The following is a 21763-nucleotide window of genomic DNA, read 5'->3' as shown; positions in this document are numbered from 1 at the left end:
GCGACGCGACGCCGTGCTCGCGGCGGGCGGGATCGGTCAGGCGATGCCGACCGGGAACTGCAGCGGCAGCCCGGTCTCGCCGACACCCAGCTCGATGAGCGCGTACAGGCTCTGCACCCCGAGGAAGTTCGCGTGGTTGGTCACGATCAACGACGTCCCGCGGAACGCCGCCGACGCCGGTGTCGAGAACGGTGTCGAACGCAGGTAGCGCTGTGGCAGACGGGGAAGCGCATCGAGGGTGGCGCCGGTGTCGGGATCGATCACCTGTACCGAGTTGTCCACCGGGTTGGAGATCGGCAGATAGATCCTGCCGCTGCGTCCGATGGCCAGCCCGTCCCCCAGTCCGGTGATCGCGACGCGGTCGAGTCGCCCCGGGGCGCCGGAGGCGGTGACGGGCAGACGGTAGACGACGCCGTGGCCGGCGGTCTGCAGACCCGACACCGACAGCGTGTTGACGAACACCAGCCGACCCGCGGCGTCGAACTGCATGCCGTTGAGGCTGTAGATCGACGCGAAAGCGGGGTTCTGGTACCAGATCTGGGCAGCACCGCCACCGGGCGGGACCTTCCAGATCGTCGCCTGGTTCAGGTCGGAGACGTACATGGTGCCGTCGGCGGCGAAGGTCGCCCAGTTGGGCCACGCCTGACGGTCGAGCGCGCCGGGCTCGCATGGCCGGCCGCGCGCCGCCGAGCACAGCGGGAGATCGGCGAAGGTCGCGTACACCTTCTGCGCGCCGGTGGCGGGATCGATCCGCACCGCACGGGCGCCGCTGTAGTCGAGGGCGTAGACCCGTCCGTCGCCGTCGAGGGCGATGCCGTTGACGCCGTGCTCGGACGGTCGGTGACCGATGAGGGTGTAGGTCTTGATGAGCTTCCCCGCGGCGTCGAAGTGCCAGACGTCGGCCGCCGAGTCGGGCCGGTTGGAGCCCGACCACACGCTGCCGTCGGTGGGGTCTACGGCGATGCCCTCGGGTTGGCCCGGGGCGGGCACCCGCGCGAGATCGCGGGCCTGTCCGTAGCCCAGGGCCGGCCCGGGTTCGGGGGCCGCACCGGCGGGGGCCGCGCCGACGCCGAGACCGGCGATGACGGAGATCGCCGTCGCGACAAGGCAAGTGGTGATCGAACCGACGGATCGCTGGGTACCCCGGGGAGTCATGAGGGCTGACGGTACCCCCGGGGGACCCCCATGGTCTCTGCGCCGACACCCAGAGTTCGCGGATCCGAGTTGTGGTGTTTGACAGCTTTTCTCAACATCTGTCACGGGTCTGGCAGGGTGAGGCCGTCCAGTGTCGGATCCGACCATCGGGAGAAGAGAATGAGATCGCTGTCGCGCGCCGTCGTCGTGGCGTTGTCCGTCGTCACCATCGCCGGATCGGTGGCGGGAACCGCCTCCGCCGCGCCCACGGTCGCCCCGGCCACCGTCCTGGGATCGATCTCCGACGGACCGGGCAGCTTCAACGTGTACCGCACCGTCGACACGGGCAAGAAGGCCTCCGCGGTCGACGACGAGGCATGCAACGCCTACTTCGGCACCCCCCGTCGGTTCACCGTCATCCAGCGTCTCGACGCTCGGCTCTACACCTTCGCCAACAGCCCCACCACCGGCTTCCTGAACCAACCGACCAAGTCCGACGTGGGACCGATCTACGTCTGCGGCACACTGGGTCTCGACGGACAGTCGATCTACGAGCAGTACTCGCGCGCCACCGCGCCGGGCATCGGACCCCTGACGATGAGCGGTCCCTGTGGCCTGACGCCCTACATCGCCGAGGGCCGCGGCGGCGCCGACTGCGTCCAGCGGATCAACCCGAACGCGACCGGGGTGACCGGCGGTGTCGCGAGCAGCAACTCGGTCACCAACCCGATCAGGCTGCCGGGCGGCACCACCGGATCGCTGTGGACCTTCTACACCACCGGCACGCCCAAGGCGCCGGTGAACGCGCCCGTCGCACCGCAGGCCCCCGACACCGGGTCGGTGAAGTATTCCGTCGGCCGCGAGGTGAACTCGATCTCGGCGGGTTCGAAGGCCGGCTGCCCCGGCGGCGTGCGCACCACGAAGATCCACGCGATCTCGGTCGATCCGACCACCGGCGCGATCGCCGGCGAGCCCTCGGCGACGACCGCGGCCGACGCCTCGATCTGTTACCAGAAGGTCGGCTCACCCGACTTCGGGGCGACGCTGACCATCTCCATCCGGGGGGTCGACCTGACGACCACCAACGGTGGCCACTGCCGCCAGAGTGCGTTGCCCGGCACCGCGTCCCGGCAGCAGACCTGCGGCTTCGCCCTGCCGGCGAACCTCGGCCGCGGACTCACCGGCGGCCTGGTGACCCTCAACGGTGTGGTGCCGCCGAACGATCCGGCCGGTTCGGTGAACTCCGCGGTCTGGACCGTCAGCGTGCTGGGATCGATCAAGCCGGCGTTCTAGACCCCGTCACCGATCAGGGACCGCGACGATCGGGCTCCAGTGGGTCGAAGACCCGCTGGGGCCCGATCGCGTTCTGTCCCAGACGATCCCCCGGGTTGGCGAGCGCGCACGTGCTCAACGACAGACACCCGCAACCGATGCAGTCGGTGAGGTTGTCGCGCAGGCGGGTCATCTCGTCGATCCGCGCCGTCAGATCCGACTCCCACGACCGCGACAGGCGGGCCCAGTCCCGCTTCGTCGGCGACCGACCCGACGGCAGCTCGTCGAGCGCGGACCGGATCATCGCCAACGGGATGCCCACGCGCGCCGAGATGCGGATGAACGCGATCCGGCGCAGCGTGTCGCGGCTGTAGCGACGCTGGTTACCCGAGGTGCGCCGACTCGAGATGAGGCCTTCGCGCTCGTAGAAGTGCAGGGCCGACACCGCGACACCGCTGCGGGCGGCGAGTTGACCGACCGTGAATTCCTTGCTCTGCGCGGGTGTGCTCATCGGCGACGATGCTACGACCTCGCCCACGCTCCCGCGTGGGACAATCGGATCGTGAGCTCCCCGAACCCGCGCGCGCCCTACGCCGCACCGATGGCCGCTCGCCCCGTCGCCGCCACGGTGGGCGTACCCGGTTCGAAATCGATCACCAACCGCGCGATCGTCATCGCGGCACTCGCTGACGCCCCGAGCACCCTGACCGGTGTGCTGCGCAGCCGCGACACCGACCTCATGCTCGACGCGGTCGCCACCCTGGGCGTCATGGTGTCCCCCGACCCCGCCGACCCGACCACCGTCACGATCACACCCGGCCCGTTCACCGGCGGCCACGTCGACTGCGGTCTGGCCGGGACCGTCATGCGGTTCGTGCCGCCGATGGCCGCGCTCGCCGACGGAACGGTGACCGTCGACGGCGACGAGCAGATGCGCGCCCGGCCCGTCGACATCATCCTCTCGGCGCTACGCGACCTCGGTGTCGCGGTGGACGGGCAGGCGCTGCCGTTCGGCATCGCCGGAACCGGCTCCGTGCGCGGCGGCGAGGTGACCATCGACGCGTCGTCGTCGTCGCAGTTCGTCTCCGGCCTGCTCATCTCCGCAGCCCGGTTCGACGCGGGTGTCACCATCCACCACGTGGGGAAACCCGTTCCGTCGCAACCACACATCGACATGACGATCGAGATGTTGCGGGAGGCCGGGGTCAGCGTCGACGACGGTGCGCCGAACACGTGGCGCGTCGCCCCCGGACCCGTCGCGGCGGTCGACCGACGTATCGAACCCGACCTCTCCAACGCGGCGGTGTTCCTCGCCGCGGCGGCGGCCACCGGTGGCGAGATCTCGATCCCCCTGTGGCCCGAGCGCACGACCCAACCGGGTGCGCAGATGGTCGACGTCCTCGTCGAGATGGGCGCCGAGGCCGTGAACGACGACGGACTCCTCACCGTCCGGAGCCCGGGGCGCCTCTCGGGTCTCACCGCCGACCTGCACGACATCGGCGAGCTGACCCCGACGATCGCGGCCCTGTGCGCCCTCGCCGATTCGCCGTCGGTCCTGTCGGGGATCGCGCATCTGCGCGGTCACGAAACCGATCGGCTGACCGCACTGAGCACCGAGATCAACCGCCTCGGCGGACGGTGCACCGAGACCGCGGACGGTCTGCACATCGAACCCGCACCCCTGCACGGCGGGCTGTGGCACGCCTACGCCGATCACCGGATGGCGACGGCGGGCGCCCTGCTCGGCCTCGTCGTCGACGGCGTGTCCGTCGACGACATCGCCTGCACGGCCAAGACCATGCCGGACTTCCCCGCGATGTGGCAGCGGATGCTCGACGGGGCCTCGGGCGTCGCCCCGGGAATCGACACCGCCGTCGGGACGGATCAGTCCTGAGCGGCCGCCAACTCGACGAGACCGATGTCCGGATACGTCCGGGCAAGGGCAGTCGTCCGCGCACCAAGACGCGGCCGGCACATGACGACGCCCTCGAGGGCATGGTCATCTCCGTCGACCGCGGCCGGTGGGGGTGCGTCCTCGACGGGCCAGACGCGACGCGCGTCGTGTGCATGCGGGCCCGCGAACTGGGCCGCACCCCGATCGTCGTCGGCGACCGGGTCGGGGTGGTCGGCGACCTCAGCGGAACCGTCGACACCCTCGCGCGCATCGTGCGCGTCGACGAACGGTCGTCGGTGCTTCGCCGCACCGCCGACGACACCGACCCCTACGAACGGGTCGTGGTCGCCAACGCCTCGCAGTTGCTGATCGTCACCGCACTCGCCGACCCGCCGCCACGCACCGGCTTCGTCGAGCGCGCCCTGGTCGCGGCCTACGTCGGCGGCCTGTCCCCCATCCTGTGTCTCACCAAGTCCGATCTCGCCGACGCCGACGAGTTCCGGGCGGCGTTCGCCGACCTCGACCTGCCCGTCCTCATCGCCGGACGCGACGATCCCCTCGAGCCGGTCCTCGACACGCTGCGCGGTCACGTCAGTGCGCTCATCGGTCACTCGGGAGTGGGCAAGTCGACACTGGTCAACCGCGTGGTGCCCGGTGCCTACCGCGCGACGGGGGTGGTGTCGGGGGTCGGCAAGGGCCGGCACACCTCCACGCAGTCGGTCGCGCTGGAACTGCCCGGGCGGCAGGGGTGGGTGATCGACACCCCCGGTATCCGATCGTTCGGACTGGCCAATGTCGCGCCCGACGACCTCGTCGACGCCTTCGGCGATCTCCGCGAGGCCATCGACGAATGTCCGCGTGGCTGTACGCATCTCGGTCCACCCACCGACCCCGAGTGCGCTCTCGATGCGTTGACCGGTGAGGCGGCCCGTCGGGTCGTCGCGGTGCGCGCCCTGCTGGCAGCGGTGGTGCACACCGACGGCCACGACGCCCCGCGCAGCTAGGCCTCTTGCGGTACGACGCGGACTAGCGCACCGAGGCCGAGACCGACCGGCGACTCCGCCGAACGTCGGCGATCGCCGTCTTGAGGCCCCGACGCACCTTGTCACCACGGTCGGCGACCGCGGTCTGCGCGGACGCGAACCGACGTTCGGACGCGGTCTCCGGCGCATCGTCGGCGGTGGCGGTGAGGAAACGATCGGGCAGTGCGAGCTTCCAGATGGTGCGCAGCGACTGCCAGTACTGCCGCGGAAGCGAACCGGTGGTGTACGGCAGGTCGTAGCGCGCGCAGATGTCCTGGATCTCGCGGCTCATCTCCGCGTACCGGTTGCTCGGCAGGTCGGGGAAGAGGTGGTGCTCGATCTGATAGCAGAGGTTGCCGCTCAGGAAGGCCATGGTCTTACCGGCCCGGAAGTTGGCCGTTCCCAACATCTGCCGCAGATACCACTGACCCGGGGTCTCGTTCTCGAGGGACTCCACGGTGAACTTCTCGGCGCCGTCGGGGAAGTGGCCGCAGAAGATGACGACGTAGGCCCACAGGTTGCGGACGAGGTTGGCGGTGAGGTTCGCCGACGCGGTCCGGCCCGCGCGTCGACCCGACAGCGCCGGGAACAACACGTAGTCCTTGCCGAGCTGACGACGCACCTTGCGCAGGAACGGTGTCACCTCCGGCTTGACCTCCGACCACTTCCGTTCGCCCGACGCCAGGTCGGCCAGATGGAGGTCGTGCAGCGCGATCCCCCACTCGAAGGTCGCCGCGAGGAAGATGTTGATGAACGGGCCGCCGAGGTGCTTCGGCTGCCATGGCTCGTCGCGGGTGACCCGCATGACCTCGTAGCCGAGATCCTCGTCCATGCCGTACACGTTGGTGTACTTGTGATGGACCACGTTGTGCGAGTGTTTCCAGTCCGGTGACGCACACACCATGTCCCACTCCCAGGACGACGAGTGGACCTCGGGATCGTTCATCCAGTCCCACTGCCCGTGCATCACGTTGTGCCCGAGCTCCATGTTCTCGATGATCTTCGCCGCGGCGAGCAGGGCGGTGCCGACCACCCACTCCGAGCGGGTCTTGTTGTTCCACAGCACGAGTCGACCCGCAGCCTCGATGATCCGTTGCGCGGTGATGGTCCGCCGGAGGTAGCGCGCGTCGCGCTCGCCGCGGTCGGTCTCGATCCGCCGACGCATCGCGTCGAGCTCGCGACCGAGTTCGGCGACGTCGGCCTCGCTGAGGTGGGCGTAGGTGTTGATGTCGGTGATGGCCATGGGCCTGGCTGCTCCTTGTGCGTGGCAGTGCACGCGCGGTCGGGTGCTCGTTTCATTGTCCACACCGCGCCGCCGTGACGCCACCGTGACCTCGGCACGGGCGTGTCAGACCCGGTGTGATCGTGCGTGTGGCCGTGGTCAGGCCGCGCGGCCCGCACCTCGGGGTACCGGCACCATCCGCGACACCGTCGCCAGGGCCTTGTCCCGACGACGTGCGCGGGCGGTGGCGATGGCGCTGCGCAGTCCGCGTCGCTTGCCGGTGACCGGGTCGATGGTGGCGACGAGGCGTACGGCGGAGTCGTCGCGGAAGCGTTCCTCCGAGGCGGTCTCGGGTGCGTCGTCGCGGGTGTCGCGCAGATACTTGTTCGGCAGCGACAGCTTCGCGATGGTGCGCCACGACTTGGCGTACTGCACCGGGAACGGGCCGATCGTGTACGGCAGGTCGTACTCGTCGCACAGCGCCTTGACCTCGAGGGAGATCTCGCGCAGGCGGTTGCTCGGCAGGTCGGGGAAGAGGTGGTGCTCGATCTGGAACGACAGGTTGCCGCTCATGAACGCCAGTACGGGGCCACAGTGGAAGTTGGCGCTGCCGAGCATCTGCCGCAGGTACCACTCGCCTTGGGTCTCGGAGTCGACATCCTGCTTGACGAACTTCTCGGCGCCGTCGGGGAAGTGTCCGCAGAAGATGATCGCGTTGGACCACACGTTGCGGATCGCGTTGGCCATCAGGTTCGAGGTCAGTGCGGCGCGCCACCCCGATCGCGACCGGGTGACCGCGCCGGCGAGCGCAGGATGGACCACGTAGTCCTTGAGGATCTGACGGCCGACCTTCTCCCCGACCTCACCCAACTTGCGATCGAACTCGGCGCGGTCGAAGTCCTTGCGGCCGATCTTGCCGATCTCGAGGTACTGCGCGGCGACGCCGTACTCGAACCCCACCGCCAGCAGGGTGTTGTAGACGAGGTTCCCGAGATAGAACGGCGCCCACTTCTGGTCCCGGGTGACGCGCAGCAGGCCGTAGCCCACGTCGTCGTCCATGCCGAGCACGTTGGTGTACTTGTGATGGATGTAGTTGTGGGTCTGCTTCCAGTGCTCGGACGGGCCGGCGTTGTCCCACTCCCAGCCGGTCGAGTGGATCTCCGGATCGTTCATCCAGTCCCACTGGCCGTGCATCACGTTGTGGCCGATCTCCATGTTCTCGACGATCTTGGCGACACCGAGCGCCGAGGCACCCAGCCACCACAGCGAGCGTCGGCGCGCGCCCACGGTGAGGACTCGGCCGGTCACCTCGAGGGCACGCTGGAAGCGGATGGTGTTGCGGATGTAGTTCGCGTCGCGCTCTCCGCGGGATTCCTCGACCCGTGCGCGGATGGCGTCGAGTCGACGGCCGAGCTCGGCGACGTCGGACTCGCTCAGATGCGCGTACTCGGGGACGTTCTTGACTGCCACGATGACCCTCTCGCCGCCGGAAGTGCTGACCTACGCAAGCGTAGGTTACGCAACCGTAGGCGTCCAGGGGTCGTGGCGGATGTGCACCAGACCACAGCGGCGCGCGGCCGACTCAGAGGAGTTCGAGCAGGAACGGCAGCTCCTGCGTGGCGTACCAGGCGAGGTCGAAGTCGTCGACGTCGCCGATCGCGAGTTCGGCGTCCTCGTCGCCCAGGTCGGCGTCGTCGATCACCTCGACAGCCGCGGCGACCGCGGTCTGCGCCTCGGCGACGTCGACGTGCACCGATGCGATCGCCGAGCGCGGCACCGCGGGGTCGATCCTGACGACGGCGACGTCGAGGTCGGGTCGGAGGGTGACCGGTTCGATGTCGGCGGCGACCACCACCCGCCGCAGCGGCAGGACCGGTGCATCGGGATCGCGCGTGTCCGCCTCGGCGGCCATCAGCCGCAGCGACGCCCGTGCGGCCTCGCGCATGGCCGCTTCGGAGAGCTCCTCGTCGTCGCCGGAGGTGTAGGACTCCCTCAGGGCCGGGGTGAGGGCGAAGGCGGTGCCGCCGACGGAGTCGAACCGCCCCGAGGACTCGATCGTGGCCAGCATCGCCAGCGTGGCCGGCAGGTACACCCTCACTCGGTTGTTCTCCTCGGGTCTGATGGAAAGGTCACCGGGTCGTCACCGGCAGCTCGTCGAACGACTCGGCGAGGAACTCGGTCATCGCACCGAGATCCCACATGATGTCGCGGTCGGCATTGAAGGCGAAGAACACCTCACCGTTGTAGGAGTTCAACCCGATGGCCAGCGCCCGCTGTGGCACCAGCGCGGGCACCGGGTAGATCTCGGTGATGCGGTTGCCCGCGAGGTACTGCGGCGCGCCGGGACCGCGCGCGATGCTGATGGGGACGTTGAACGAGCGTCCCGACATCGATGCCGCGGCTCGTGAACTCATCGCGTGGAAGGTCGCCGGTCCCACGCGTTGGGTCGCGGCGACGGTCAGTTCGGGCAGCCAGGCGCGCGTCCCCATCGACACCCGGCGATTCGAGTGCGAGTGCCGTTCGGTGAGGTGGGCGATCTGCGACAGGCGCACGGTCGGGTTGGGCTCGCCGACAGGCAGATCGGTGACGAATCCGCGCAGCCCCTCGGCCATCCACTCGGCGTCGCTGCTCAGTTGCTCCGAGCGCTTCGACCCGGCCTCGACGCCCGCGGTGTACGCGCTCAGCGGCACCATCACGCGGACCGTGGCGTGGGCGTCGACGGCGAGATCACGCGAGAGGAGCCAGCGGCGCAGGGCGCCCGCGATGGCCGCGAGCACCACGTCGTTCACCGCGCAGTCGTGAGCGCGGGCGATCTGCAGACATCGCACGGCCGGTATCGAGGCGACGGTGAACCGTCGGGTGCCGGTGGTCGCGCCGTTGAGCGGACTGTCCGGCGCGGAGTCGGTGGCCAGTTGCATCACCGAGCCGATGCGGCGCAGCGAACCGGCCACCACCGAGGTCACGGTCGCCACCGGGGCCGACGCGACCCGGGCGACCGGTGCCGATCGGACGGTCTCGACCAGTTCCCACGGCCGCGTGACCACGTCGGCCAGTGCGCCGACGACCAGTGCGCCGCTGCTCGGTTCGGCATCGGGTAGCCACAGATCCTGCGGGGTCTCGGGGTGCACGGGTTCGTCGTCGACGATGACCTGGTTGATCTCGAGGGCGTCGCGGCCGTCGACGAGTGCGCGGTGGGTCTTGGTGAGCACGGCCATGCGGTTGTCGGCCAGGCCCTCGACGAGGTACATCTCCCACAGCGGCCGGTGCCGGTCGAGCGGCCGCGACATGAGTCGCGCGACGAGGTCGTGGAGCTGATCGTCGGTCCCCGGACTCGGCAGCGCCGAGCGCCGTACGTGGTAGGTGATGTCGAAGTCGTTGTCGTCCACCCACACCGGGCGGGCGAGACCCAACGTCACCTCGCGGACGCGTTGCCGGTACCGCGGCACCGAGCCCAGCCGACTCTCGACGGTGGCCAGCAACCGGTGGTACTCGAGGCGGGTCGCGCTGCGTTCGAGGACGAGCAGTGATCCGAGATGCGTCGTCGAGCCCGCTTCGTCGCGGTAGTAGAAGGTGGCGTCCTGGGGAGAGAGTCGGTTCACCTGGGTCCACACCGCCTTCCTGGTCCGCGTGCGCACCCATCATCCCAGATCGACCACCCGACTCAGACGGTGGTGATGTTGACCAACGTCCACCGCAGCTCGGTGGTGCGCGGACCGCCGGGTACCGCGGGACGGATCCGCATCGGCACCCGCTGCACACGCGCGGCGACGGCGTGCACCCGGCTCCCGCGCGCGAAGCTCGCGGTCACCTCGGCCGCATCGGGACCCGACCACTGCAGGTGGACACGCAGCAGCGAGGCCGTCGGCGGACGGCGACCGGGCACCGAGGACGAGGCCGGGCGGTGCATGAGCGTCGTCACCTGATCGACGATGTGGGGTGCGGCCACCGCGCTGAGGTGGGCGACGGGGCGACGCCGGTCGATGACCTCGAGCACGCGGGTGAGCGCGGTGACGGCGAACGCGCGCGCCGACGGGTCGACCCGATCGGCGACGGGGGCGCCCACCGCGGGCGCCGGTGGACGACGCCGCGGTGCCGCCGGACCGCCGGCGCGTGAGACGCCCGACCGCACCGTCACCGGTGTCGTCGACAGCGGCTCCGGTTCGCAGTCCGGGATGGGGCCGATCAGCCATCCGACGTCGGTACCGACCCCCCGATCGCGCACCGCTGCCGTGCCTGTGTCCGTCATGAGCCCCACCCATCGTCCGTGGCGCGCCGACCGGCGGGGTGTTCCCGCCGACGAATCGGGTTCGCGCACCACTTACGACGCGGCGAACGTGGTCACGGTTCCGGCACGACCGGAGTTTTCTCGTCTCGGTCGCCGCCCGTGCCGGTTCCCGCGAGACGACTCCGCTCCCGCGACGGTGGCTGTCGCGGGAGCGGATCGAGGAGCGGGAGGTGTCCGGTCAGCGCTTCTTGCGGGCCTTCGGCGGCTTGGTCCCGGCCGTCCGGGTACCCGACCGCGCCGCGGCACGACGCTCGCGTCGACTCGCGGAGACACCCGCGGTGTCGGCCCCGTCGGCGATCTGCCGGGTGCTGCCGTCCTCGGCGGGCCCGGTGTAGACCAGGTCCTGCTGCTCGTCGTCGAACCCTCGCGCCCGCAGAGCCGTCGGCGCCGCGGACTTGGTCATCGCGACCGCACTCTGCGCCTCCTCGGTGGGCAGGGGACGCGGGGCGACCGGCGGGGCCACGGGCGCGGCCACCGGGGCCGGGGCCTGCTCGGACGGGGCGGCCTCGACCGCGACGTTGAACAGGAAGCCGACCGACTCCTCCTTGAGGCCCTCGAGCATGCCCTGGAACATGTCGAAGCCCTCGCGCTGGTACTCCACGACCGGGTCGCGCTGGGCCATCGACCGCAGGTGGATGCCCTCGCGCAGGTAGTCCATCTCGTAGAGGTGGTCGCGCCACTTGCGGTCGAGCACGCTGAGCAGGATGGTCCGTTCGAGCTGACGCATCGCGCCCTCGCCGGCCATCGCGTCGATCTCCGCCTCGCGCTTGGCGTAGGCCTCACGCGCGTCGGCGACCAACGTCGCCGTCAGCTCCTCGGCCGAGATGTCCTCGCGCTCACCGAACTCGTTCTCGCCGACGATCTCCTTGTAGTCGAGTTCGATCGGGTACAGCGTGCGCATCGCGGTCCACAGCTGCTCGAGATCCCAGTCCTCCACGTACCCGACAGCGGTGGCGCCGGCGACGTAGGCGGTGACCACGTCGTCGATCATCCGCAGCACCTGCTCGCGGTGATCCTCCCCCTCGAGGATCGTGCGGCGCTCGCCGTAGATGACCTTGCGCTGCTCGTTCATCACCTCGTCGTACTTGAGGACGTTCTTGCGGACCTCGAAGTTCTGCTGCTCGACCTGGGTCTGCGCGCTGCGGATGGCCTTGCTGACCATCTTCGCCTCGATCGGGACGTCGTCGGGCAGGTTGACGCGGTTCATGATCGACTCGAGCGCCGCGCCGTTGAACCGCCGCATCAGCTCATCGCCCAGCGACAGGTAGAACCGCGACTCACCCGGATCGCCCTGACGACCCGAACGACCGCGCAGCTGGTTGTCGATACGTCGCGACTCGTGACGCTCGGTGCCCAGCACGTAGAGACCGCCGGCCTCGCGGACCTTCTCGGCGTCGGCGGCGACCTCGGCCTTCACCGATTCGATGACCTCGTCCCACGCCGCCTCGTACTCCTCGGGTGTCTCCACCGGATCGAGGCGCTGCTTGCGCAGACGCACATCGGCGATGACGTCGGGGTTGCCGCCGAGCACGACGTCGGTGCCACGACCGGCCATGTTGGTGGCGACGGTGACCGCGCCGGACCGACCGGCCTCGGCGATGATCTGCGCCTCCTGCTCGTGGAACTTCGCGTTGAGGACCGTGTGCGGGATGCCGCGCTTGGTGAGCTGGCGCGCGAGGTACTCCGACCGCTCGACACTGGTGGTGCCGATCAGGACCGGCTGCCCCTTCTCGTGCCGCTCGGTGATGTCGTCGACGACCGCGGCGAACTTCGCCTCCTCGGTCTTGTAGATGAGGTCGGTCTGGTCGGCGCGGATCATCGGCTTGTTGGTCGGGATCGGCAGCACGCCCAACTTGTAGATCTGGTCGAGCTCGGCGGCCTCGGTCTGCGCGGTACCGGTCATGCCGGCCAACTTCTCGTACATGCGGAAGTAGTTCTGCAGCGTGATGGTGGCGAGGGTCTGGTTCTCGGCCTTGATCTCGACGCCCTCTTTGGCCTCGATGGCCTGGTGCAGACCCTCGTTGAAGCGGCGTCCGTCGAGGACGCGGCCGGTGAACTCGTCGACGATGAGGACCTCGCCGTTGCGGACGATGTAGTCCTTGTCGCGCTCGAACAGTTCCTGGACCTTGATCGCGTTGTTCAGGTAGCTGACCAGCAGCGAGTTCGACGCGTCGTAGAGGTTCTCGATGCCGAGCTGATCCTCGACGAACTCCACGCCGGCCTCGTGCACACCGATGGTCTTCTTGCGGATGTCGACCTCGTAGTGGACGTCCTTCTTGAGGTGCGGCGCGATCCGGGCGAACTCGGTGTACCACTTGCTCGACCCGTCGGCCGGGCCCGAGATGATGAGCGGGGTGCGGGCCTCGTCGATGAGGATCGAGTCGACCTCGTCGACGATGGCGTAGGCGTGGCCGCGCTGCACCAGGTCGGCCAGCGAGTGCGCCATGTTGTCGCGCAGGTAGTCGAACCCGAACTCGTTGTTGGTGCCGTAGGTGATGTCGGCGGCGTAGGCCTCGCGACGCTGGTCGGGCGTCATGCCGGTGAGGATGACCTCGGTCTGCAGCCCGAGGAAGCGGTGCACGCGACCCATCCACTCGGCGTGGAACTTCGCGAGGTAGTCGTTGGTGGTGACGACGTGCACGCCCGCACCGGTCAGGGCGTTGAGATAGGCCGGGAGGACACAGGTCAGGGTCTTGCCCTCACCGGTCTTCATCTCGGCGATGTTGCCGAAGTGCAGTGCCGCGCCGCCCATGATCTGCACGTGGAACGGCTTCTGGCCGAGGACGCGCCACGCGGCCTCACGGGCCACCGCGAACGCCTCGGACAGCATGTCGTCGAGTGATTCGCCGTCGGTGTACCGCTCGGTGAACTCGGCGGTCTTGGCGCGGAGTTCGGCGTCGGTGAGCGCCTCGATCTCGTCGGACAGCGACTCGACGTGTGTCGCGATCGCGTCCAGACGTTTGACCATCCGGCCCTCGCCGACTCGCAGCATCCTGTTGAGCACTTGTTGATCCCTCTGTCCGAATGTCGTGGCTGTATGGGTGTGTGGGTTGCGCGCGCACGCCGACGGGTGCGGCCGCAGATCCCCACCATGGTACTGACGGGGTCCCGACGCGACGAAGCCGCGACGGTTGTCACCGCCGCGGCCTCGTCATCAGGGATGTTCAGGCGAGACGGATCAACCCGTAGTCGAAGGCGTGCCGACGGTAGACCACCGACGGCCGATCGGTCTCCTTGTCGTGGAACAGGAAGAAATCGTGGCCGACGAGCTCCATCTCGTAGAGCGCGTCGTCGACGGTCATCGGGACGGCCTCGTGGTCCTTGACGCGCACCACCTGACCGGGCCCGTGGTCGTCGGGCGCGTACTCGGCGGGGTCGGCGGAGGTCTCCGTCGCGGTGTCGGCGAGGTCGAGGGTCTCGATGTCCGCGGTCGCCTCGGCCACCGAGACCGGGGTGCGCAGGCCGTGGTGCACGCGACGTCGGTCCTTGGTGCGTCGTAGGCGCGACTGCAGCCGGTCGACCGCGGATTCCAGTGCGGCGTAGAAGTTCTCCGCGCACGCCTCGGCCCGCACCACGGGGCCCTTGCCGCGCACGGTGATCTCCACCCGCTGGCAGACCTTCGCCTGGCGACGGTTGCGCTCGTGGTGCAGTTCGACGTCGAAGGCGTAGATCGTGGGATCGAAACGCTCGACGCGGGAGAGTTTGTCGCCGACGTGCACACGGAAGTGGTCGGGCACCTCGACGTTGCGGCCGGTGACGGTGACGGTCGCGACCGGCTGACCGGGGATGTGGTCAGGGTCGGCGGAGACGTAGGCCGAGCCGCGATCGAAGGGATCGGGGCCCGACGGCGCCTGATCGGCTCGGGGTGGTGTGTGCGGGGTGGACGGCTCGCGGGGCGTCGGTACGGGACGTTGGGCGGGGTTGGCTGCCCGGGGCGCGGCATCGGTTCCTGCGCGGGGGGTCGTGTTGAGCACTGTCGACACTGGCGTTACCTCCTGGTCTGGGGTGTTCCGCGGACGTCGCGACTCGCGCGAACGAGTTGTCGCGTGAAAGGGATCGCGGCCGACCACGGTCGGGGGCGGTGCCGCTGCTCGGGCGGGGGCCGGTGTCCAACCCTCGTTCCTCGCGCATCCGCTCAGGCCGCCATGGCGTGAGATCGATTGCATCGCAACGACACTTCTGGGGGGAGCGGCCTCACCTCCACAGGTCGGGCGATGGTGTTGCGGTCACCGCCGACGTGCACCGCGCTGCGCGCGGGCTGGTCGTCATCACCTCCTCGGCGTGACGCGATGTCGACGAGTGTGATTCCTCAAGGTAGTCGCTCCGGCCATGGCATCGCCATCATTTGCGCGTCAACATTTCATCGAGTTTTCATGTCGATCCGACGACCTCGCCGCGTGTCGCGCGGTGTGTCGCGTCGGGCACGCACGGGTGCGGTCAGGCACCGGCCACCACGAGCACCGCGTGGACTCCGACGCCGGCCGCGGCGAGCACACGCAGCGACTCGGTCGCGGTGGCGCCGGTGGTGAGCACGTCGTCGAGCAGGACGACGGCGGTGTCGGGGGCACGCAGTCGCGCGAGGGCCGCGGGCCGCGCGGTCATCGAGATCGCGTGGGCGAGGTTGTCGACCCGGGCGCGCGCGGACAGACCGGCCGAGTCCTGTGCCCAGGCCGACGTGCGCAACGCACCGACGACGGCGACCCGCGGGCCGAGACAATCGGCGGCGGCCCGCGCGATGGCGGTCACCGGGTCACCGCCGCGGCGCCGTGCCGCCCACCAGCGCGTCGGCGCCGGCACCAGGATCAGCCGGCCGGTGGTCTGCGGCAGTTCCGACCACGCCGCCAGCCGGACGAGGTCGCGCGCCACGGCCGCACCGAGGATCGGTACGAGATCACCGCGGCCGTGTTCCTTGATCGCCAGCACCGCACCCCGACACGGTCCGACGTAGCGTCCGACGGCCCAGGTGCTCACCGGTGGCGGCACGCGCGGGGTGAGCTCGACGGGGTCGTCGCGCAGGGTCGCATCGCATCGCGCGCACCACCGTGTCCCCGGGCGCGCGCATCCGCCGCAGTGCGACGGCACCGCGAGATCGGCGGCGGCTCGGGCGACCTCCCGGACACCGTGGAGCCAGGCGGGCCATCGCGACATGTCGCGATCCTCGTCGCCGCGACCGGCGGCCGACGATCGGGCGCGCACTGCGGGCGGGGGTTGTCCACAGGTACGCCGAACCCGACAGGGCGTCAGTGCGACGTGATCACTGCGGCAGGACCGGGATGGCCTGCGACCCCATGGTCGGGGCGACCTCGTTCCAGTACTGATCGGGTTGGCCGTCGGTGCTGCCGAGCCGGAGGATGCCGCGGCTGTCGGCGGCGTAGAGCGTCGTGCGGTCCCCCACCACCGCGGTGACCGGCGGGGTGAGGTTGCCGCTGAGCAGACCGACCGCGGGTGTCCCGTCGACACTCACCTGCACGATCGGCGAGTCGGTGGTGCTGCGTGCCACGACGACGGTGTCGCCGGACACCCAGTCGAGCGAGACGGCCTCGCCGCCGATGTTGAACGCGGCGTCGCGTGCACCGGTCAGCGCCTGCGCATCGGCGCCGGTGGTGGAGATGACCGCGAGAATCGGTGTGCCGCCGACGATCACGGCGGCGCGGGCACCGTCGCGCGACACCTGGACCTCGGTGATGTCGCCGCGCGCCACGAGCGTCAGCGCGCCGGTGTCGATCACCCGCGGGGCCTGCAGCGCCCCGGTGGCGTCACGCGAGAAGCGCTGCAGGCGGCCGTCGACGACGGCCCACACCGTGTCGTCGTCGGGACCGAACGACGGCCGCGAGATCGTGCGTCCCGACGCCACCGTCACCGGTTTCGCGCCGAGATCACCGAGTTGCAGTTGCATCGCCGGTCCGCCCGCGGGGCCGCGGGCGACCGCGGCGACACGCCTGCCATCCGACGACACCGACGCCGACAGCAGCGCACCGGAGGTGCCGAGCGGGCCTTCGACCGGTGTGAGCCCGGTGCCCGTCACCCGGTCCAGCGACCCCGATCGGATGACCATCAGCGCAGGCGACGACTGCGCGGGGCCCGACGGATCCAGCGACGCGACGTCGCCGGTGGTCCATCCCGACGAGTACCGCTCGTTGAGGGGCGCGCCGTCGGCGTCGATGACGTACGGACCGGGGACGTCGGCACGGTCGAGGGACCAGACAACCTGCGCGGCGAGCAGCGTGCGGTCGCGTTCGGACAGGGAGCTGACCCCGGTCAACTGCAGCCGCACGCCGCCTGATCCGAGGGTCTCGATCGCCCCGCGCAGCGCCGCCGACGATCCGAACGCGTTGGTCACCGCGCGGGACAGTTCCTCGGAGGGACCGGAGATCAGCATGTCGACCAGCTGGTCGCTGACGTCGTTGCCGGTGGAGTACAACCACCGGGGGTCGGCGACGAGGCGGTCCCCCGACACCGACGGGAAGTAGACGTTGCGCGCGCGATAGCTCGACACGAACTGGGTACGGTCGACCATCGCACCGGCGGGCAGCGCGCCGTCGATCCGCCACTGCCCGTTCACCAGTCGCATCGTCAGCCGCGACTCCACCTTTCCGGTGGCGGGTATGAGGTGGCCGTTGGGTTGCAGGACACCGGTGTTGTCGGCGATCAGGCGGGCGGTGAAGGTGTCGTCGGTGCGACCGTCGGTGAGCACGCTGATCGAGTCGAGGATCAGTGAGCCGCCACGGTCGTCCCATCCGTCCGACGCCGACGACGTCAGGTACTGGCGCGCGGCGAGGTGACCCGAACCGGGATTGGCCGACGCCTTGAGGAAGTCGCGGACCAGCGCCTCGGGGCTCATCCCGGGGAGCGGCGTGGGCACCGATACCGCCGGTGCGCGGCTGGGGAGGGTGCCGATCGGTTGCGGGCTCGACGTCGTCGGGATCGACACGCAGCCGGCGCTCACGGTCACCGCGACGCAGATCGCGACCAGCCAGGCGATCGGCGTGCGACGACGGCGCGGGGCGTCACTCACGTCCGGTGACCTTACGTGCCCCGATCGGCTTGAGCGGCAACGGACTTCCCAGCACCTTGTGCCCACGCACCAGCGGCAGCGTCAGTCGGAAACTCGCACCGGCACCGGGTTCACCCCATGCCTCGAGTCGACCGCTGTGCAGGCGCGCGTCCTCGATGCTGATGGCCAGCCCGAGCCCGGTGCCCCCCGAACGCCGGAAGCGCGACGGGTCCGACCGCCAGAAGCGGTTGAAGACGAGCTTCTCCTCCCCCGGTCGCAGACCGATGCCGCGATCGCGGACGGTGATCGCCACCGCGTCGCCGTCGCTGCGCATCGTGAGCGTCACGGGCTTCTGCTCGCCGTGGTCGATGGCGTTGGCCAGCAGGTTGCGCAGGATGCGTTCCACGCGCCGCGGGTCGATCTCGGCGATCACCGGCTCGGCCGGGAGGTCGAGCACCAACTGGGTGTCGGTGTCGGCGGCGAGGTGTCGCACGGTGGCCAGCGCGCCGTCGATGGGGATGCTCATCGAGATCTTCTCCGCGGCGAGTTCGGCGACACCGGCATCGTGGCGGGAGATCTCGAGGAGCTCTCCGAGCAGCGTCTCGAAACGGTCGAGCTCGCTGTTCATCAGCTCCACCGACCGCTTGTTGACCGGGTCGAAGTCGTCGCGCGATTCGTAGAGGACGTCGGCGGCCATCCGCACGGTGGTGAGCGGGGTGCGCAGTTCGTGGCTGACGTCGGAGGTGAACTGCCGTTGCAGTCCGCCGAACTCCTCGAGACTGCTGATCTGCTTCGACAGGCTCTCGGCCATGTCGTTGAACGACATCGCCAACCGTGCCATGTCGTCCTCGCCGCGGACCGGCATGCGTTCCTTGAGTCGACCGTCGGCGAACCGCACCGCGATCCGCGACGCCGAGCGGACCGGGATCACCACCTGCCGCGACACCAGCATCGCGATGGCCGCGAGCAAGACGATCAGCACCAGACCACCGGTGAACAGTGTGCCGCGCACCAGCGAGACGGTGCTCTCCTCGTTGGTCAGCGGGAACACCAGATACAGCTCCAGCCCGGCGACACCGGTCGTGGTCGGGGTACCGATGATGAGCGCCGGTGACCGTTTGCCGCCGTTCTCGGCGACCGAGGAGTACCGATAGGCGATGCGACCTCCGCGCACCATGGCGCGCAGGTTGTCGGGGATCTCGTCGGCCGGCCCGACCGACGCCGAGTCGGCGGGCCCGGTGGGTACCAGCAGGACGGTGTCGAAGGTGCCGACCACGCCGGACGCGGGAGTGGTGCCGACGTCGCGGTCGGTGAGGATCGAACGTGTCTGCTGCAGCCGGTTGGTGATCGAGGCGTTGGTGTCGCCACCGGCGAGGTCACGCTCGACGGAGGTGCGGGCCCGGTCGATCTCCTCGGTCGCCGCGCGCAGCTTCTGGTCGAGCAGCCGGTCGGTGATCTGGCTGGTGAGGACGAAACCCAGGATCAGCAGCACCACCAACGACAGCACCATGGTCGACACGACCACGCGGAGCTGCAGCGATCGACGCCAGAGGCGACCGGTGACCCTGCCCGTCGCCGACCACCGGCGTAGGAATCGCGGGAAGGTCGGGTTGATGCGACGACGACCGCGCCCGATGCGCGACGGACGCGACGCGTGTGAGCGAGACGGGAGCGCGCGGATCACGGCGGGCCGGCCTTGTAGCCGACCCCCCTCACCGTGAGCACGACCTCGGGGTTCTCCGGGTCGAGCTCGACCTTGGCGCGTAGACGCTGGACGTGGACGTTCACCAGGCGGGTGTCGGCCGGATGCCGGTAGCCCCAGACCTGCTCGAGGAGCACGTCGCGGGTGAACACCTGGCGGGGCTTGCGGGCGAGGGCGACCAACAGATCGAACTCCAGCGGCGTGAGCGAGATCGGGTTGCCGTCGCGGGTCACCTTGTGGGCGGGGACGTCGATCTCGATCGGGCCGATGGACAGCAGCTCGGCGGGCTCGTCGTCGGTGCGGCGCAACCGGGCGCGTACGCGCGCGACGAGTTCCTTCGGCTTGAACGGCTTCACCATGTAGTCGTCGGCGCCCGACTCGAGTCCGAGCACGACGTCGACGGTGTCGCTCTTCGCGGTCAGCATCACGATGGGGACACCGGAATCGGCGCGCAGGACGCGACACACGTCGATGCCGTTCATGCCCGGCAGCATCAGGTCGAGCAGCACCAGATCGGGTCGGATCTCGCGGACCGCGGCCAACGCCTGGGTGCCGTCGCCGACGACGAACGGTTCGAAGCCCTCACCACGCAGCACGATCGTGAGCATCTCGGCAAGCGCCGCGTCGTCGTCGACGACAAGAATCCTGGGCTTCATGTCACCCATGGTGACATTGCGACCGGTGAACGGGCGGGTGGCGCGCCGACGCCCGCGGGGTCCTCCGACCGGCTCGTCGCCCCCCATCTCGTCCACATCGGACGGCGCGTCCGTGTGCAGGTGGGCGCAATCGCCGTGCGCGGCTGGCTAGCATCGCCGTGTGGCAGTACTGATCGCGGTGGAAGGTCTCGACGGCGCCGGGAAACGGACCCTGCTCGATGGGTTGACCCGGAAGTGGACCGCGACGGGTCGCCGTGTCGCGGCGATGGCCTTCCCCCGCTACGGAGAGTCGGTCCACGCCGACGTCGCCTCCGAGGCGCTGCACGGCGAGCACGGCGACCTGCGGTCGAGCGCGTACGCCATGGCGATGCTGTTCGCCCTCGACCGTCGCGACGCCGCCGAGGCGATCCGGGATCTCCTGGCGTCGCACGACGTGGTGCTGCTCGACCGCTACGTCGCGTCGAACGCCGCGTACACCGCCGCCCGGCTCGGCGAGTCCGTCGATGGAGACGCGGTGGAGTGGGTCGCCGGACTCGAGTTCGATCGGTTCGCACTGCCCGTGCCGGACCGACAGATCCTCCTCGGCACCGATCCCGAGCTCGCCCGTGCGCGGGCGACATCGCGTGCGGCCGACGACGCGACCCGCGCGATGGACGCCTACGAGCGCGACACCGCTCTGCAGCACGCGACGTTTGCGGTCTACCGGGATCTGGTGGCGCGCTCGTGGCGCTCGCCGTGGACGGCGATCAGCGGCTCAGACGACCCCGCTCTCGACACCCTGGTCTGACCGACGCGGGCGTCGCGCCTCCGCCAGCCCCGGGTAGCGCACGTCGATCGGCGCCGACAGGCCCGCCTTCGCCGCCCGACTGTCGTCGTCCACGAAGACCTCGTCGGACCCGTCGCGGATGCCGGCGAGGATCGCCGCGGCCACATCCGCCGGATCGTTCTTCGGCATGTCCGCGCCGGCCATCATGTCGGTGTCGGTCGCGGCGAGGAACGCCGTGATCACCCGCGTCCCCTGATCGGCGAGTTCGAGACGCAACCCGTCCGAGGCCGACCACACCGCCGCCTTCGACGCCGAGTACGAGCCGGCCTGCGCCACGGTGATGAGCGACAGCGCCGACGCGACGTTCACGACGACACCACCGCCGCGCCGGGCCAGCGTCGGGGCGAGCGCCCGTGTCACCCGCAGCGGGCCCCAGAAGTTGGTGTCCATCTCCCGCTGCATCGCGTCGATGTCGCCGGTCAGCAGCGACTGCATCGCCGTCACGCCTGCGTTGTTGACGACGATGTCGACGTCGTCGGCACGGCGTGCGGCGGCGGCGATCGAGGCCGGATCGGTGACGTCGAGGGCCAGTGGGACGACCCGATCGTCGTCGACGGGCACCGCGCCCGATCGCGAGGATGCGTAGACGCGGGATGCCCCCGCGTCGAGGAATGCGCGGACGAGGGACAGTCCGATGCCGCGGTTGGAGCCGGTGACGAGGACGGTGGCGTTGGTGAGTTCCATTCCTCGACCGTAGGATCTGACACCGGTGTGAGGTTCAAGGCCTCACGAGGAGACGTGTGTCACAGGAGGCGG

Annotated in this window: 18 protein-coding genes; 4 read left to right on the top strand and 14 right to left on the bottom strand. The window is 69.9% G+C overall.

The window, feature by feature from the left end; translation table 11 throughout:
• Positions 1-36: 36 nt before the first annotated feature.
• Positions 37-1155, bottom strand: coding sequence for an SMP-30/gluconolactonase/LRE family protein (locus ACLBW1_RS14170; protein ID WP_447812458.1), 1119 nt, complete (start codon positions 1153-1155; stop codon positions 37-39).
• Between the two features lie 159 nt (positions 1156-1314).
• Here ACLBW1_RS14170 and ACLBW1_RS14165 point away from each other — a divergent pair, with 159 nt between their 5' ends.
• Positions 1315-2427, top strand: coding sequence for a hypothetical protein (locus tag ACLBW1_RS14165; RefSeq protein ID WP_447812457.1), 1113 nt, complete (start codon positions 1315-1317; stop codon positions 2425-2427).
• A 13-nt stretch (positions 2428-2440) separates the two neighbouring features.
• Here the strand turns inward: ACLBW1_RS14165 and soxR are convergent, their stop codons facing one another.
• Positions 2441-2917, bottom strand: a complete 477-nt coding sequence (gene soxR / locus ACLBW1_RS14160) for a redox-sensitive transcriptional activator SoxR (RefSeq protein ID WP_447812456.1) — start codon at positions 2915-2917, stop codon at positions 2441-2443.
• Positions 2918-3007: 90 nt separating this feature from the next.
• On the opposite strand from soxR, the gene aroA reads away from it, so the two are divergent.
• Positions 3008-4300 carry a 3-phosphoshikimate 1-carboxyvinyltransferase gene (gene aroA, locus ACLBW1_RS14155; protein ID WP_447812971.1) on the top strand — a complete coding sequence of 431 codons (1293 nt, stop codon included), beginning with the start codon at positions 3008-3010 and terminating at the stop codon, positions 4298-4300.
• 101 nt (positions 4301-4401) lie between these two features.
• A complete protein-coding gene (gene rsgA, locus ACLBW1_RS14150) occupies positions 4402-5304 on the top strand; it encodes a ribosome small subunit-dependent GTPase A (protein WP_447812455.1) in 903 nt (300 codons plus the stop codon).
• A 22-nt stretch (positions 5305-5326) separates the two neighbouring features.
• On the opposite strand, the gene ACLBW1_RS14145 is transcribed toward rsgA, so the two are convergent.
• From ACLBW1_RS14145 to mtrA, 11 genes are all read right to left on the bottom strand, one after another.
• Positions 5327-6565 (bottom strand): fatty acid desaturase family protein, encoded by a 1239-nt coding sequence (locus tag ACLBW1_RS14145; protein ID WP_447812454.1) that lies wholly within the window; start codon positions 6563-6565, stop codon positions 5327-5329.
• 138 nt (positions 6566-6703) lie between these two features.
• The gene (locus tag ACLBW1_RS14140; RefSeq protein WP_447812453.1) at positions 6704-8014 is read right to left on the bottom strand and encodes a fatty acid desaturase family protein; all 1311 of its coding nucleotides are present in this window, start codon (positions 8012-8014) and stop codon (positions 6704-6706) included.
• Positions 8015-8126: 112 nt separating this feature from the next.
• On the bottom strand, positions 8127-8642 hold the full coding sequence (locus ACLBW1_RS14135; RefSeq protein ID WP_447812452.1) for a DUF6912 family protein: 516 nt from the start codon (positions 8640-8642) through the stop codon (positions 8127-8129).
• Between the two features lie 31 nt (positions 8643-8673).
• Positions 8674-10143 (bottom strand): wax ester/triacylglycerol synthase family O-acyltransferase, encoded by a 1470-nt coding sequence (locus ACLBW1_RS14130; protein WP_447812451.1) that lies wholly within the window; start codon positions 10141-10143, stop codon positions 8674-8676.
• 62 nt (positions 10144-10205) lie between these two features.
• Positions 10206-10790, bottom strand: a complete 585-nt coding sequence (locus ACLBW1_RS14125) for an Rv3235 family protein (protein WP_447812450.1) — start codon at positions 10788-10790, stop codon at positions 10206-10208.
• Positions 10791-11007: 217 nt separating this feature from the next.
• Positions 11008-13833: a preprotein translocase subunit SecA gene (gene secA / locus ACLBW1_RS14120; RefSeq protein WP_447812449.1), complete on the bottom strand. Its 2826-nt coding sequence runs from the start codon at positions 13831-13833 to the stop codon at positions 11008-11010.
• 160 nt (positions 13834-13993) lie between these two features.
• Positions 13994-14617, bottom strand: coding sequence for a ribosome hibernation-promoting factor, HPF/YfiA family (hpf, locus tag ACLBW1_RS14115; RefSeq protein WP_447812970.1), 624 nt, complete (start codon positions 14615-14617; stop codon positions 13994-13996).
• Between the two features lie 649 nt (positions 14618-15266).
• Positions 15267-15977, bottom strand: coding sequence for a ComF family protein (locus tag ACLBW1_RS14110; RefSeq protein WP_447812448.1), 711 nt, complete (start codon positions 15975-15977; stop codon positions 15267-15269).
• Between the two features lie 106 nt (positions 15978-16083).
• Positions 16084-17844, bottom strand: a complete 1761-nt coding sequence (lpqB, locus tag ACLBW1_RS14105) for an MtrAB system accessory lipoprotein LpqB (RefSeq protein WP_447812447.1) — start codon at positions 17842-17844, stop codon at positions 16084-16086.
• Positions 17837-19459 (bottom strand): MtrAB system histidine kinase MtrB, encoded by a 1623-nt coding sequence (gene mtrB / locus ACLBW1_RS14100; protein ID WP_447812969.1) that lies wholly within the window; start codon positions 19457-19459, stop codon positions 17837-17839. Before mtrB ends, lpqB begins: the two co-directional genes overlap by 8 nt.
• A gap of 44 nt (positions 19460-19503) precedes the next feature.
• A complete protein-coding gene (gene mtrA, locus ACLBW1_RS14095) occupies positions 19504-20190 on the bottom strand; it encodes an MtrAB system response regulator MtrA (protein ID WP_200932806.1) in 687 nt (228 codons plus the stop codon).
• Between the two features lie 151 nt (positions 20191-20341).
• On the opposite strand from mtrA, the gene ACLBW1_RS14090 reads away from it, so the two are divergent.
• A complete protein-coding gene (locus ACLBW1_RS14090; protein WP_447812446.1) occupies positions 20342-20968 on the top strand; it encodes a dTMP kinase in 627 nt (208 codons plus the stop codon).
• Here the strand turns inward: ACLBW1_RS14090 and ACLBW1_RS14085 are convergent.
• On the bottom strand, positions 20936-21691 hold the full coding sequence (locus ACLBW1_RS14085; protein ID WP_447812445.1) for an SDR family oxidoreductase: 756 nt from the start codon (positions 21689-21691) through the stop codon (positions 20936-20938). The genes ACLBW1_RS14090 and ACLBW1_RS14085 overlap by 33 nt on opposite strands.
• Between the last annotated feature and the right edge of the window lie 72 nt (positions 21692-21763).

The sequence above is a fragment of the Williamsia sp. M5A3_1d genome, assembly GCF_053345315.1.
This window is presented reverse-complemented; position numbering and strand designations above follow the sequence as displayed.